This window comes from Vibrio cyclitrophicus, assembly GCA_023206055.1.
GTDB classification, from domain to species: domain Bacteria; phylum Pseudomonadota; class Gammaproteobacteria; order Enterobacterales; family Vibrionaceae; genus Vibrio; species Vibrio cyclitrophicus_A.
Genome location: CP065367.1, coordinates 777960 through 792516 on the forward strand (window position 1 = coordinate 777960; position 14557 = coordinate 792516).

A 14557-nucleotide genomic window follows, 5' to 3' on the forward strand; every position below is an offset into this window, starting at 1 on the left:
CAACGCTAGAAAGATCATAGAAAAGCAATAAGTTCTGAGTGTAGATTCACTAAATTGGTGACCCTACACTCAGTTTTTTATCTAAGATGATATGTCAGAAAAGCTAGTTGAACTCATAGGTATAAGAAGCGCCAACACTGTTATTTTCACCGAAGTCATCTTCAGCAAAAATAGTGAAGAAATTGAATGATTGAGCATCACTCAACTTGTAGCTAGCACCGACGCCTGCCCAATACCCTGAATAATCATCAGATCCCATTGAACCGCCACCGAAGCCCATGATCGACCATTCATCAGTAATCGTTTTTAAACCAAACGCACCAATGTAGCCACCGTGTGTCGAACTCGGCATCAATACATAGTCAGAGCCAACGTTATCATCATCGAACACTGCCACTTCGCCATCGTTGTAACTGTAACCAGCCATAGGGAAGATTTGCCAACCGAACGGCTCAATGTCGAAATAACTCAGTGGTATAAACGTACCAATACTGTAGTTATTCTTGTAGGCATCGTTATCATACTCAGAGCGGCTAAAGTTGAAGTTCACGATACCCATAGGTAACAGCCATGAACCGCCTAATCGCCACTCTTCGCCGTCTGCATTGACACGAGCGTTGATCATTCGCGCTTCATCAAGCCCAATAGACCCAGAGAACTGCAAATCTTCGTTATAAGCAACGCCAGCTTTGGTCACGATTTTAGTCGGATCATCAGGGTGCTTCTCTTCAGCAAAAGCACCCGTTGAGCCCAGTATTACCGAAGTAATAATTAATAAATTACGTAATGTCATTAGAAGGTCGCACTAACGCCAACGAAGTGGATACGGCCATCGAACGAGCCATCTACCATAAATCTGTCCATATCAACCGACCCTAAATCAGCATATTCGTAGAACACGTCGATTAAAATATCATCCCAGTAAGTAGACGCGCCTACCGAGTAGCGATATTGCTCGCCTACTGGAAGGTCAACATACTGCATTGTTGGGTCGTCTTGTGGAGACGTTTCGTAAGAGAAGCCTGCTTTTAAACACCAGTCAGAATTAAGTTGGTAATCAGCACCGACAGCAAACTTCCAAACGTCATCCCAATCACGCACAATTGGAACACCACTAATTGGGCTTCCAACAACACCAAAATCAAGAACTGTTGTGTCCCATTCGCTCCAACGATGGAGTTGCACGCTCGCCAATAGGTCAAGTTGAGAGTTCAATGCATAGCTTGCACTTAAGTCGATAATCTCAGGCAAGATAATATCCGTTGATAACGAATTAAGCAGTAAGCTTCCATTTATTTCATTGTTAAATTCATGCTCTAGCTTCGAGCGGTAGCTCGCACCCAGCTTAAATTTATCAGTTGGTGTAAACATTACACCAAGGTTGTAACCATAAGCCCAATCAGTGTCTTGTTTTGCAGTAAATGCCGATGTCGTTTGTTGGAATGCACCCCAGCTAAATTGCACACCCGCGCCTACCGACCATTGGTCATTCAGCTTATAACTCAGTGATGGGTTCACTTGCATTGCAGTTAGAGTAATATCTTCTAGAAGCGCAGCACCCGCCCAATCACTGCCGTAATCTAGGCTCGAACCACCAACAGCGCCGAGCGCAATACCAAGGTGCAATTTGTCTGTAACTTGATGCGCGTGGAAGGCACCAAATGAAGGAAGAACTGAATGCCCTCTCCCATCGCCGCTAGAATTTTGGTTATCTTTATATTTCATCTCAAGATCAAACGCCATGGTGTTGATGGTCGTTTTGCTTTCGCCCATATGAGACATAGTGGCAGGGTTCGTCCACATCGCAGCAGCAGATCGAGTGTAAACACCATCACCTGCACCAGCAGTACCTGCGTTGGCAACAACAGCCTCTTGTAAAAACAGGCCGCTAGCGAAAGCGTTTAAACTTGTAAATATTGCGGTGGCAGCTAGAGAGTAGGTAAAAGTTTTGTTCATCAGGGTGCTCATTCAGCCTTAGACATTAAATTGCTCTAAGGCTACCGCAAAGCCCTATAAAAAAAGGGAATATCCATTATTCCTGTACAAACGTTATTTAAACTTTCTCGCGACGTAAGGGCGTGGTTTGTCTCGGTTAGTTTCACGTTGGGCAGCAATCGCCCTGTTCTTACCTAACCCAACCTTTATCTGATACCAAGTCTCGTAGAACACAGCCATGCCAGGGCTTGACCACCAAGTCTTGTTGTAGAGTTTCTTGTTAGCTGCGACGACATCCGGCGACCGATTCGCGCACTCAAGAGCCAACTCATAGGCTTCAGCGTAAGGATCTTCGGCAATCTTGGTCACCAATCCATATTCTTTCGCGGTTTCGCAGTCGATCAATTTAGCCGTCATCGCCATTTCTAGAGTGTGATCTTTACGCATCAGTTCTCGGAAGGCTATCGCGCCGCCCATGTCAGGAATCAAACCCCATTTCGCTTCTAGTATCGAGAAATTGGCGTCTGGGCTAGCAATTCTAAAGTCGCCACCACTGACCAATTGTAGACCGCCTCCCCAACAACGACCATGAATCGCAAAAATGACAGGGCATGGAATCTCTCGCCAACCAAGTGAAAAGCGTTGTGCAGCGTTAGGCAGTGTCGGTAGCCATTTGAACAAGAGTTTCATCGCCCCAGATTTGCTGGTCAAAAGAGATTTAACATCAAGCCCTGAACAAAAATCAGATCCCTCGCCTTTTACTATTACGGCACGAATCTCAGTGTTCTTTTTCAGCTGAGTCACCATGTTATTCACACCTTGGAACATTGCCATATCAATAGCATTCAGCTTATCGGGCCGATTCAACACAACCGTCGCAATTTGGTTTTCATCGATAGAACAAGTAATACGATCGAGGTTTGGCATGGTGGCTACCTTATGGGTGGTCAGACCTTTAGGTTATACATTTTATTAACATATGCCAAACCTGCACATTAAGAAGCGAGACCTGTGTTACCTAACAACTTCCCTTTACACAAACAACATCAATAAAAAAGCAGTGATGGATCGCTCCATTCACTGCTTTTCATTCGTAGCTTTATTGCCAATAGCTTTGATTAACAATAGGTTTTATTACCAATGGCTTTAGGTCATTGGCAGAACCTATGCTCTTCGAGACTTCAGTAACAAGAAGATGAAGTAGCTACCACCAATAATGGAAACTAGCGTCCCTGCCGCGAGCTGAGCTGGGAATACCACTACTTGACCTAACCAGTCTGCAAATAGCATGAGAGCAGCACCAATTAAAAACGACAAGATGATCTGCTCTCGAACCAAACGAGCCCCCACCATTGCAGCGATATGCGGCGCGAGTAATCCGACAAAAGCCACAGGTCCCATGGTTGTGGTCACGACCGAACATAAGATCGCAACAATGCACAACAATGCCACGTAGGCGATGTTGATGTTTAGCCCTCTCGCACTCGCGAACTGTCGGCCAGTAGCAATTAACGTTACCCAACGACTCAGCAGCAAAGCAACACCAATACAAGCCGTTATCACGATGGCCATTATGGTTGCTGACTCGGGTTCAACACGATAGGTAGAGCCTGCTAACCAAGCCAATAAGGTGTATTTCCCCTCACCTACTCGCGTTAAAGAGAATTGCACCAAAGCTTCTAAGACTGCGGTCAGCGAAATACCAGTAAGGATTAGGATAGACGGTGCAAACTGATGTTTCTTGCCAAGGAACAACAACAAACAAAGTGCAATCGCACTGCCTAAGAAAGCGATCCAAGGACTCAAAGAGTGAATCGAATAGCCCATAAACAGGCTACTGAAAATCAACGCCAGAACCGCGCCCGCCGATACACCAAGAATATCTGGGCTTGCGAGCGGGTTGTAGACCAATCTTTGTAAAATCACACCCGCCACCGCTAACCCGCCACCAGCGAATATGGCAGTTAACATTCTCGGCCAGCGAATCGACCACTCAAATGCGTCTGGGATAACAAAATAGCCGATATCGGAAGAAGGCTGTGAGAGCGAGCTTAACGCCAACAAACCGAAGATCATCGTGCCCAACAAGAAATAAGCCAAAGGCGAAATGAACTTTGGTCCTTTCGGCATCGAGAAAAACAGCTGATCTTGAGCAGATAACTGCTTTCTCGCAATAATGATCAATGCAGGAGCACCAATCACAGCAGTTGCCGTTCCTGTTGGAATCATGTCCAAAGACCATTGTGCCAAGAAGATCGCCAAACTGTCAGTGATACAAAGTAATAGAGCACCTAATACACAACTCGCGATGAGTTCAGATTTGGCCTTTAGAAAACCTAGATGCCTAGCAATGTTCGGAGCAATCAAGCCAATAAAACTGATCACGCCCACCGAGGTAATCGACACGGAAACCAACCAAACGCCAATTGCCATGAGTACAAAGAAGGTCGTGCCGATGTTAAGACCACGCGCAGCAGCCCCTTCTGTACCAATTGAAAGTAGAGTCAACACTCTTGGAGCCAACAAGAATATGGCAAAAATCGGCAACAACTTAGGCATTAACCAAAGCACTTGTTCCCAGCCATTTTGCCCGAGATCGCCCGCTCCCCACACAAACAGATTCTGTGCGTACTGATCGTTAAGCAGAATAATCGCCGTTGCAAATGCACCTAGCAACAAGTTGACCGCCATACCCGCCAAGACAATTGGCAAGCCGCTCATGTTTTTGATGCCAACAATCGAAACAATCAGCCCCATCGCAAGCAGCGCACCAACTAGAGCAAACCAAACTGAATACTGAGCGACCAACATTGGCGCGACCACATTCAGAATAACCAGACCAAGCCACGCCCCTGATGATGTACCGAGTGTAAGCGGAGACATCATGCGGTTTTGCGTTAACTGTTGGAATAAACTACCGATAGTACCGAGTGTCCCACCAACCAAAATCGCCATCACTAAACGAGGTAAGTTGACATAGATTAACGCCATCAACTCGAATGAATCATCGACCATTTTATTGAATGTAACGATGTCACTTATCTGTGAGACTTGCTGAAACAACCCACCAATAGGGCCGAATTCCGACTGCCCTAACCACAAATGAATAAGGGCGGCGATAAATAACACCACCACCATCATCAAACCACAGGATTTCATTACTGCTCCGCTAACATCAATAACGATTGCGCCATAGCTTCTGCGTTATACAAAATAGACATTGCACCGCCGTAGCTCCAACTTGCTGCTACAGGGCTAAATTGACCATTACGAACGAAAGGCATGCTCTTCCAAACCGGAGAACGATCTAACTTGTCTTGATATGGGAAAGGTTCAAAGTAAAGCGCAATACCACCCTTGACGTTCTTAAGCTCAGTCATACGCTTTTGACTGATACCCCACTGGCTCGCAGGAAGATCCATCGCATTTTCAAAACCTAGCTGTTCAAGCGCATATTGCGGAATCGAGTTATCGCCGTAAATGTAAACCGAAGTCGTGCTCGCAAAACGAAAAGACGTCACTTTCGGCCGATCGCCCGGATACGCTTTATCTAATTCAGCTTTTAAAACCGCAATACGTTCATCCATCGCAGCCAGTTTGTTGTTCGCTTGCTCTTCTTTGCCAAGCAATTGACCTATCTTCTTGAAGTTCTCGATAGCAGCCGCCGCATTACTGTGCTGCTCACTGTACGTTTGGTAATAAAGCACGGGCGCGATTTCAGAAAGTCGTTCCTGAAGATCTTTCTGAGGCGAAGCGATAAGAATCACATCAGGGTTTAACTTCTTCAAAGCAGAAAAACTAGGCTCAGTTCGAGTGCCAATATCCGTCACGCCTTCAGGAATCGCAGGTTGAACAACCCAATCGCTATACCCAGCAATATCCGGCACCGCGACTGGAGTAACACCAAGTTCGATCACTTGCTCTGCAATGTCCCAGTTCAACGCAGCCACTCTAACAGGCTGAGCTTCAAGGGTTTTAACGCCCTCGCTGTCTTCAACTTGATAATCCGCCATCGCATTAAACGATAAAGCACTCAACAACACCGTTAGAACGAGTTTTGTATTCAAATTTTTTACTTTAGAAAAATGGGAAGCTATTGGTTTTAAGCTCATATATTTGCCTACTTAATCTAAATTCGATATTTCTACAAACGACAAAAGCAGCCTAGTGAAGGCTGCTTTAAAATTGGGAACGCTAACTTAGTTAGAATTCATAGTTCACGCTTAGCTCTACAGACTGCTCAGCACCGAACCAGCAGTTCGATTGGTCGTAACAGGCGTAATATTCTTCGTTGAAAATATTGTTCACCGCTAGGTTCGCTGTTGCGCCAGATAGCGTATCGCTTGCTGCACCCAAATCATAACCCACCGACAAGTCAACAACCGTGTAAGACGGAACTTTACCTTGAGTATTGCTTGCGTCCATTTGCATTTCGCCAACGTAACGAGCACCTGCACTGAATCGAGAACCCGCTAGCATGCCGTTAAATACATTGTAGTTAGCCCACATGTTAGCTGTGTGTTCAGGTACATAGATTGGCGTCGTACCTTCTAAACCGTTGCTAGAGTCTTCGGTAATTTCCATATCAACATATGTGTATGAAGCCGCAATATCGAAGTTTTCTGTTGCGAACCAACGTCCAGATAGTTCTGCACCTTGCGATACTACTTCACCGACTTGGATTCTTGGACCATAAACATTTGTCGGGTCTGTCATCAACATGTCTTGCTTAACAATATGGAATAGAGAAACTGTTGCTTCTTTCGACATATCGTCAGACAGGTATTTCACACCGATCTCTGCTTGTTGTGCGTTCTCTGGGTCGAATTCGTTACCTGTTTTATCAACACCCGGAGCTGGTTCAAAGCTCGTCGCATAGCTTGCAAACGGTGCTAAACCATTATCAAACTGGTACAAGCCACCTAAACGGTAAGTGAACTGCTTGTGATCAGATTCATGAGCATAGTAATCACTCTCAGATTTGTAGTGATCAAATCGCGCACCCGCAATCAGTACTAATGCGTCCAAACGAACTTGGTCCTGAACGTAGAAACCTAACTGACTTGACGTCGTATCATCTAAGTATTCGTTTTCTTTAGTAACATCACTACGGTCAAGCAGATCGTTGTTAGGGTTTAATGGATCAAAGCTATTAAAGCCACTGCCATTCGCACTGTAAGCTGAGTAGTTAACATTGCCATCCATGTCTTGGTAATCTAAACCAAGCAATAAGTTGTGTTCTACTGAACCAACATTAACGATACCGCTCAACTGGTTATCAATAACAAAACCTTTGAAGCTCTCATCTGTTGAATAGAGCGCTCGAGCCAACTGGTTTGGTGTGCTTGGATCGTAACTAAGGTGATATGTGTTCTCTTGATATAGAGATGCATCGGTATAGCGAGCATTCTGTAAGAACGTCCAATTGTTATTGAAGTCATGGTTAATCTTATAGCCAACCATCAACACTTCGCGTTCGAATTTACTCCAGTTCTTGTCACCCATAGAAACAGATGGATCGCTTGCTTTAAGCACATCGAGTGGCATTGCCGAGTTGATGCCCATTGAAGGATCATTCTGGTAGTACAGATTGAAGTTGATTAATGTGTTGTCGGTTGCTTGCCAGTCCACCGAAGGAGCAACTAAGTAACGCTCTTCTTCTGCATTATCAACTTGGCTGTCTTGCTTGCGAGCAAGTGCGATCAAACGGTAAGAAAAATCACTGTCACCAAACTGACCTGTAGTATCAATAGAAGCTTCTTGTAGATTGCGAGAGCCTGTTGCTACGCCAACTTTAGTCGACGATTCCGTTTGCGGAGCTTTAGCAATCATGTTCACCATACCGCCCGGTGGCATTGCGCCATAAAGCACAGAGGTAGGCCCCTTGAAGATCTCTACTTGCTGCATTGCGATCGGATCAATCTGCGGTTGTAAGTTCCAACCATTCAAAAATTGAAGTGAAAGACCATCGTAGTAGTTAACGTTGTTGGTAGCAAAACCACGGATAGAGTAAGAATCAAACATTGCCACCGAGCTACCACGGTTTTCAGTTACAACACCCGGTGCATAACGAAGGGCTTGATTCAAAGATTGAACACCTCGTTGCTCTAACTGTTCTTCATCAATAACGGTAATACCTTGAGGCGTTTCTTCTGGCTCAAGTGCCGACTTAGTTGCAGTATTACGATAGGCTTTACCCATAATCGTAACAGTTTCTACATTCGAATCTGCTGCTGTTACAGTTTCTTCCGCCAAGGCTTGCGCTGAAAACGCAGTGAGCAACGCTACTGCAAGTGATGAATACTTAAAACGAGTGTGAGTGGTCATGATTCCCTCGGTACCAATGCTTAATATAAATAATAATAAATCTCATTTGCATTGTATGTATCTATGAATGGGATAATTAACAATTTGGTGCAAACTCACAAAGAACTTGGCCTATTTTCAATGGAATTAGGTCAATTGCTGATTAAAAGCACAATTGACCCTATTTTAGATGAGGTTTAACGAAAAGGTAAAGCGAAGGTATGGCTAGGATTTAGTAATAGGAACCCAGTATTCCATGACAGCATCTGTAGCACGAGCTTGATAGGCTAATGGGTATACTTCAAGCTCATAACCATCAACACCTCGATAACCAGAACTCGGCAGCCAGTTAAGTACAAACCAACTCAGAGTGTGTCTAAGGTTCTCAATCGGACCACAGTGTTTAACCACGGCGTAGGTTTGCTTTGGAATGGTCAATACATCTAACTTATCAGAGATAATGCTCGGCAATTGAGGAATTGAAATCTCGTCATCAAGCTCTACTCCGGCCCAATAATGAATATTGGTACCATCAAAGCAAGATTGGGTAAGGTCAATAACACCAATAAACTGAAGTGCGTTATCGTCTGGCAGTGTCACTTCGCCTTCTAAGCGCGACCACAATTGAGGGACTTTTTGTGCAAAATCTTGGGTCAGTGAAAACAAGCCGCTTATTTCTGAGGTAATACCTTTAACAAGGAAAGACTCTCTTTCATCAATGCGTACCTCAACAAAACTCAGAGCGCCTTTCTCTTCTGCACTCACGGTTTCAGAAACTTGTATCGGCTTTCTTAGTCCAACTCTTTTGCCCGCTTTTCTATATTGGCTTGGGCTTGCCCCAAACATCTGCTTAAAGGAACGACTAAAACTGATTTCTGAGTTGAACCCAAGCCCAAGTGCAACATCAATGACACGCTCTCTTCCATCAAGTAGCTCTTCGGCAGCCTGGCTCAGCTTTAGCTCTCTCACGTAGTTAGCCACAGTAAGCCCTGTTTCGGCTTGAAACACTCTTTGCAGTTGCCAGCGAGACCAACAGCTTTGCTTTGCAATATCTTCTAGAGATAACGCAGAACTAAGATTCGCATGGATATAAGCCAAGACGCGGCTGATACGGTCAAATGCAGGTGTGTTCATATTCAAGCTTTCAAACTCTCGGTAGTGGTAACAACATATTAGATTCAGAAATACTTTTTATCATTTAAAGCGACTTTTATCACTTAAAATGACCAAGGCATGCTCAATTTATAAATATCTTATATAACGAGTTCTCCGCGGGTATGCTCCATTTTGTATGGTTATCCTCGAGAAGGTTCGCTATGATAACGAAACTGATTCTCATTTAATGGTTTATGATGCTTTCCCAGCTGCACAACATCATCACTCGTCGGAGAGCTCCTTCTCTACACCAAAAAATCTTCGCTTACTCTAAACAAGTCACGCCTTATTTAAGCGGCAGCTATGGATCTCTGAGCAGCAGAAGCATCGCAATGACGAATGAGAAGAGCCATATCGAGATCAAACGTGTTTACGATGGCTTAGCGGAAAATCACACAGAAGCAGGTAAAGCTTATTGGTTGACCCGGACTTGGGATCTCGTCTGCTGGCAGCCCATCTATGTGACCTTCGTTTCTATCTACGGCCTTCACTCCCTGCCTGATATCAAGAATATCGGTCAGTTTAGGTACAAAGAGTTCGTCACAGGATATCGCTTCTTTAATGGTGATCATCAACACGGCTCACCTGAGGAATTGATACCTAAAGCTGGCGAAGCCATACTTGCACTCACTGAGTTTTATCGCAGCCAAATAAGTGAATGGACACGTATTCGTCCGGGGTTTACCAATCATTTATTGGCTGACCTACTGTTAGGCAGTTTGATAAAACTTCAGCAACACGAACCAAGCCTAACCAACGACTATATCACTGAACAAGCTAAGCTTTGGTTAGCAGCATGCCAATTGTCAGAAAGTCATTTGGACAGCCTGAAGGTTGATACTAATTCGGGCATGCTAAAGCTAATCAGAGTCAGCTGCTGCTTAGTTTACAAATGCGAATCAGGAAAGTATTGCGACGATTGTCCAAGACATCCCGACAACAAAAAAGCAGCTCAATAACACCCTCTATTTTTAAAGGCCAATAAAGCTCGTTTGATTTCATTGAGTCGCTTTATTGGTCTAGACACAGGACTGACATGTTTCAGCTTTCAAACATCAAAATTGTTCGTGATGAACGAACCATTCTTTCAATTGAAGACCTTACTATTCCGACCAATGAACTCACTGTCGTACTTGGCCATAATGGTTCAGGTAAATCTACACTCGTTAATTTGCTATCAGGGCAGATGTTACCGGATCATGGCAGCGTTGAATTAGACGGTACTTCTCTTTCTTCATTAAAAAGCAAAGACTTAGCTAAGAAGATTGCGTATTTACCGCAAAAACTCCCAGCTTCTGCTGGCTTAACCGTCGAAGAACTGGTTCGTTTAGGCCGCTTTCCATGGCGAGGCGCATTAGGCCGTTGGAATTCAGAAGATAAATCGATCATCCAACAAGCAATGGAAAGAACTGGGGTTACTGAATTCTCACAAGCATTAGCGGATGATTTGTCTGGTGGTGAACGTCAACGTGCATGGGTTTCTATGCTACTGGCTCAACAGTCTCCGGTATTGATCCTTGATGAGCCGACCTCTGCATTGGATGTTCATCATCAATTTCAACTGATGGGCTTACTGTCGGAACTCAACAAAAAAGAAGATGTTGGGGTGATCGTTATTTTACACGACTTGAATCTTGCGCTGCGCTACGCGACACACATCGTTGCTTTAAAGAAAGGTCAGATCGCATTTGAAGGCAGTGCCGATAAGTTACTCGATGAACAGGCATTATCGGCACTGTATGAGTCCCCTATCCGACTGATCGACCACCCAGTTCCAGCCAAAACAGCCGCAAGCGAAAAAGTCGCCGTGGTCTGCGAATAGCTTATATTCTGACAGTTAAACCCAAACGCTGAACATTAGAAAGGCCATTGAAATTCATCACTTCAATGGCCTTTTCTGTTTAAATTCGCTAACTAATTCTAACTCACTAGCTAAGCTGAGAATCTCTGGCTTCTTGGCTACTAAAGCCACGCAAAATGTTAAACAGGGTAATCAATGTGAACAGCATGATGACGAGCGATAAATGCCACGCTTCTCCTAGCCCTAATTGAACTAACCCCATACTCACCATGGAAGACACCACCATCTGCCCGCCGCCAGACATCGCAGCCGCCGCGCCTGCATTCTTCTTATAAGGCAACATCACTAATGCCTGAGCACAAGGTAACGCAATACCATTACCAAGGATCATCAAGAACTGACCAAGCATGAGATATAAAGGATCGAGTGGACAGAAGAACAGCCACAACGCCGCAGCAACGTGCAATACAGGCGTGCATAACAGAGTTTTCTTGTTACCAAGCATAGGGCGAATACGGTTACATAAGCTTGTTCCACCTAGCATACCTAATGCAGGAATCACCGCCCACATCGCGTATTCATCTGACGTCATGCCGATCTGGTTCTGCATGATAAACGGCATCACCGACACAGTAGTGATCATCAAGCTAAAGTTAAGCCAACCGATACTCGCGAAGCTCATAAAATAACGAGAAGTGAGTAGCTCTTTATATTGAGAAACCATTTTCTTCGGTGAAGGAATAGCCGAAACCTGAGTAACAGTTTCTTTAAACTTGAACGCCAATACCACCCAAGCCACTGATACATAGCCAAGTAGTGAGATAAACACCATACTCCAGCCAAAATGGAAGTTAATAAAGCCGCCGATAACGGGCGCAATCAAAGGTGTAATAGACGCAACCATTGCAATGTAAGACATCGCGAGCGGTAAATCTGCCCCACTGAATCGGTCTCGCGTGGAAGCACGAGCAAGTACCGCGCAACAACCAGTACCTAAGCCTTGCAGGAATCGCCCCATCACCATACTGGTAAACGAGTGGCTGAAGAAGATGATCATCAATAGTCCCAGCATGGCGATCAACAGGCCACTCAACAGTACCTTCTTACGTCCCAAAGCATCGGAAATAGGGCCATAAATAAACTGGGAAGGACCGAAGCCTAATAAATACACACTCACCAAAAGCTGCGCTTGTTCTAGCGAGACATCAAAATCTTTCGCGATCCAAGGTAAAGAAGGGAACACCAAGCCCATACTGAGCTGGCCAATACTGATGACCAAACACGCAAGTAAGATCGATTTAAAATCAAATCTACGACTCATCGTTTAATTCGTCCATTCGAGGAAAAATCGTGCGTATCTAACTCACAACATAAAAACTGAGAAAATAGCAAAAATGCTGCTGGCGAGTTGTTCATAATGCTCCGACGGGATCTAATAGAGAAAGGCACAGTAAACATACGTGAGCTTGTATAATCATACAATAGGCGTTCAGCTAAATATGTGAATAGTCACTTTTCAGCAACCTCGGCTTTCCGCCTACCGGTCATAGGCGCTAGACTAAGACTAGATGCTCATAATCAAGGGACTTCAATGAACACTCATCACCGTATTTTTTCATGTGCTTTGGCGCTGCTTGCCTCTGGTCCTATAACGTCAGCCTTTGCGTGGCAGGCAGAAAAGATCACTGACGGACTCGTGATCCCTTGGGGTTTAGTTTATGTCAACGATAAGTCCATGCTAGTCACCGAAAAATCAGGCGTCATTAAACATGTCGATTTAAAAACAGGTGATCAAAGCACACTGTTCAGGCTGCCCAATGTTTGGGCTAAAGGTCAAGGTGGATTATTGGATATCGCACTCTCTCCTTTTGAAAGCGGTAAGTTCTACGTCACTTACAGTAAGGACGTCGATGGTGAAGGCGTAACGACACTGGCCTCTGCTAATTACAACAATAGTGAAATCACCAATTGGACAGACGTGTTTGTGTCGAAATCCAGAACGGACACCGGACGTCACTTTGGCAGCCGTATCACCTTTGATGATAGCCACCTGTATTTTTCAATCGGCGACCGTGGTGATCGAGACAACGGCCAAAACACCATGACTCACGCTGGCTCAATATTACGGTTGAATGCCGATGGAAGTACACCAAGCGATAATCCATTCGCGGATAACAGCAAGGTGCTCAATGAAATTTGGAGCTTTGGTCATCGTAATCCACAAGGGCTACATTACGATTTCCCGACTCAGAAGCTTTGGTCGATTGAACACGGTCCGCGTGGTGGTGATGAAATTAACCTCATAAAAGCAGGTGCCAACTACGGGTGGCCAGTCACATCACACGGAAAAGAGTATTGGGGCCCTATCAGCGTTGGTGAATCTGAAACCAAAGATGGTATTGAAGCACCTAAAAGAGTCTATGTCCCTTCAATCGCACCGGGAAGTTTGATCGTCTACCAAGGCGAGAAATACCCAGAACTGCAAGGTAAACTGTTGGCAGGGGCACTCAAACTTACCCACATCAATATCGTCACAGTCAACGAGCAAGGTGAGGCAATAAAAGAAGAGCGCATTTTAGGAGACTTAGGTGAGAGAATTAGAGACATCGAAACCTCACCAAACGGTGACATCTATTTTAGTACTGATAACGGCAACCTTTACCGACTGAAAAAATAGCCTGACCCTCTTTAAAATAGAGACACGATACTGACAACGAAATTTCTAAATACAAGCCGTTAAAACTGGGCTCAAAGTCCAAATAGCGGCTTACTCACTACAAAATAAAATGTACCAAAACAGTGCAACAACTCTAATTTCGTCATCAAACATACCTATGTTTTTCACAAAAACGACAAGAAATCACCATACAACTGTAACTCCATGATATTTAAGGAATGCAAAGTTTGACTACCCCCAAGTTTCTGCAACCTTTCCCTATGTATTCGATTGACTATCCCCTGATTTGATTTAGACTCGTTTCCGGCTAGAAAGAAAGTTCTTTGTATATAAACATTTCGTTGGATTACTAGTAACCCCGTTGTGTTGTACGCAATAGCAATAAACTTTTCCGCGCTATCAGTGCCACAATTGGCTCAAAATAAAAATTTAATTTTAGGATATCATCATGTCTAACACAGTTACTGGTACAGTAAAGTGGTTCAACGAAACTAAAGGCTTCGGCTTCATTCAACAAGAAAACGGCCCAGACGTATTCGCACACTTCTCTGCTATCACAGGCGACGGTTTCAAAACTCTTGCTGAAGGCCAAAAAGTTGAGTTCGTAGTATCTCAAGGTCAAAAAGGCCCACAAGCTGACAGCATCAAAGTACTTTAATTTAGTATTTTAAAGCTTTCTAAAA

12 protein-coding genes are annotated in these 14557 nt (G+C 44.4%); 4 read left to right on the plus strand and 8 right to left on the minus strand.

Annotation, left to right across the window (positions count from 1 at the left end; genetic code table 11):
- Nucleotides 1-103 precede the first annotated feature (103 nt).
- The 7 genes from ITG09_19190 to ITG09_19220 form a co-directional block, all read right to left on the minus strand.
- A complete protein-coding gene (locus ITG09_19190) occupies nt 104-793 on the minus strand; it encodes a hypothetical protein (GenBank protein ID UPR55052.1) in 690 nt (229 codons plus the stop codon).
- On the minus strand, nt 793-1956 hold the full coding sequence (locus ITG09_19195; GenBank protein ID UPR55053.1) for a TonB-dependent receptor: 1164 nt from the start codon (nt 1954-1956) through the stop codon (nt 793-795). The genes ITG09_19190 and ITG09_19195 overlap by 1 nt, the downstream gene beginning before the upstream one ends.
- A 93-nt stretch (nt 1957-2049) precedes the next feature.
- Entirely contained in the window at nt 2050-2862 is an 813-nt protein-coding gene (locus ITG09_19200) for a crotonase/enoyl-CoA hydratase family protein (GenBank protein ID UPR55054.1), read from the minus strand.
- Nucleotides 2863-3099: 237 nt separating this feature from the next.
- Nucleotides 3100-5094, minus strand: coding sequence for a Fe(3+)-hydroxamate ABC transporter permease FhuB (fhuB, locus tag ITG09_19205; protein UPR55055.1), 1995 nt, complete (start codon nt 5092-5094; stop codon nt 3100-3102).
- Nucleotides 5094-6047, minus strand: a complete 954-nt coding sequence (locus ITG09_19210; protein ID UPR55056.1) for an iron-siderophore ABC transporter substrate-binding protein — start codon at nt 6045-6047, stop codon at nt 5094-5096. The genes fhuB and ITG09_19210 overlap by 1 nt, the downstream gene beginning before the upstream one ends.
- 91 nt (nt 6048-6138) lie before the next feature.
- Nucleotides 6139-8262: a TonB-dependent siderophore receptor gene (locus tag ITG09_19215; GenBank protein ID UPR55057.1), complete on the minus strand. Its 2124-nt coding sequence runs from the start codon at nt 8260-8262 to the stop codon at nt 6139-6141.
- A gap of 204 nt (nt 8263-8466) precedes the next feature.
- Nucleotides 8467-9375: an AraC family transcriptional regulator gene (locus ITG09_19220; GenBank protein UPR55058.1), complete on the minus strand. Its 909-nt coding sequence runs from the start codon at nt 9373-9375 to the stop codon at nt 8467-8469.
- 218 nt (nt 9376-9593) lie between these two features.
- On the opposite strand from ITG09_19220, the gene ITG09_19225 reads away from it, so the two are divergent.
- Both ITG09_19225 and ITG09_19230 read left to right on the plus strand, forming a co-directional pair.
- Nucleotides 9594-10355, plus strand: coding sequence for a siderophore ferric iron reductase (locus ITG09_19225; protein UPR55218.1), 762 nt, complete (start codon nt 9594-9596; stop codon nt 10353-10355).
- Between the two features lie 77 nt (nt 10356-10432).
- Nucleotides 10433-11218, plus strand: a complete 786-nt coding sequence (locus tag ITG09_19230; protein UPR55059.1) for an ABC transporter ATP-binding protein — start codon at nt 10433-10435, stop codon at nt 11216-11218.
- A 106-nt stretch (nt 11219-11324) separates the two neighbouring features.
- Here ITG09_19230 and ITG09_19235 read toward each other — a convergent pair whose 3' ends face one another.
- Nucleotides 11325-12518: a multidrug effflux MFS transporter gene (locus ITG09_19235; GenBank protein UPR55060.1), complete on the minus strand. Its 1194-nt coding sequence runs from the start codon at nt 12516-12518 to the stop codon at nt 11325-11327.
- A 270-nt stretch (nt 12519-12788) separates the two neighbouring features.
- Between ITG09_19235 and ITG09_19240 the strand changes: the two genes are divergently transcribed.
- Together ITG09_19240 and ITG09_19245 are read left to right on the plus strand one after the other, a co-directional pair.
- Nucleotides 12789-13874, plus strand: a complete 1086-nt coding sequence (locus ITG09_19240; protein ID UPR55061.1) for a PQQ-dependent sugar dehydrogenase — start codon at nt 12789-12791, stop codon at nt 13872-13874.
- A 448-nt stretch (nt 13875-14322) separates the two neighbouring features.
- Nucleotides 14323-14532 carry a cold-shock protein gene (locus ITG09_19245; protein ID UPR55062.1) on the plus strand — a complete coding sequence of 70 codons (210 nt, stop codon included), beginning with the start codon at nt 14323-14325 and terminating at the stop codon, nt 14530-14532.
- The last annotated feature ends 25 nt before the right edge of the window (nt 14533-14557 follow it).

Excerpts from the sequence above, each read along its gene's own strand:
- ITG09_19190 (UPR55052.1), bottom strand. The coding sequence starts at position 793 with ATGACATTACGTAATTTATTAATTATTACTTCGGTAATACTGGGCTCA.
- ITG09_19195 (UPR55053.1), bottom strand. The coding sequence starts at position 1,956 with ATGAACAAAACTTTTACCTACTCTCTAGCTGCCACCGCAATATTTACA.
- ITG09_19200 (UPR55054.1), bottom strand. The coding sequence starts at position 2,862 with ATGCCAAACCTCGATCGTATTACTTGTTCTATCGATGAAAACCAAATT.
- fhuB (UPR55055.1), bottom strand. The coding sequence starts at position 5,094 with ATGAAATCCTGTGGTTTGATGATGGTGGTGGTGTTATTTATCGCCGCC.
- ITG09_19210 (UPR55056.1), bottom strand. The coding sequence starts at position 6,047 with ATGAGCTTAAAACCAATAGCTTCCCATTTTTCTAAAGTAAAAAATTTG.
- ITG09_19215 (UPR55057.1), bottom strand. The coding sequence starts at position 8,262 with ATGACCACTCACACTCGTTTTAAGTATTCATCACTTGCAGTAGCGTTG.
- ITG09_19220 (UPR55058.1), bottom strand. The coding sequence starts at position 9,375 with ATGAACACACCTGCATTTGACCGTATCAGCCGCGTCTTGGCTTATATC.
- ITG09_19225 (UPR55218.1), top strand. The coding sequence starts at position 9,594 with ATGCTTTCCCAGCTGCACAACATCATCACTCGTCGGAGAGCTCCTTCT.
- ITG09_19230 (UPR55059.1), top strand. The coding sequence starts at position 10,433 with ATGTTTCAGCTTTCAAACATCAAAATTGTTCGTGATGAACGAACCATT.
- ITG09_19235 (UPR55060.1), bottom strand. The coding sequence starts at position 12,518 with ATGAGTCGTAGATTTGATTTTAAATCGATCTTACTTGCGTGTTTGGTC.
- ITG09_19240 (UPR55061.1), top strand. The coding sequence starts at position 12,789 with ATGAACACTCATCACCGTATTTTTTCATGTGCTTTGGCGCTGCTTGCC.
- ITG09_19245 (UPR55062.1), top strand. The coding sequence starts at position 14,323 with ATGTCTAACACAGTTACTGGTACAGTAAAGTGGTTCAACGAAACTAAA.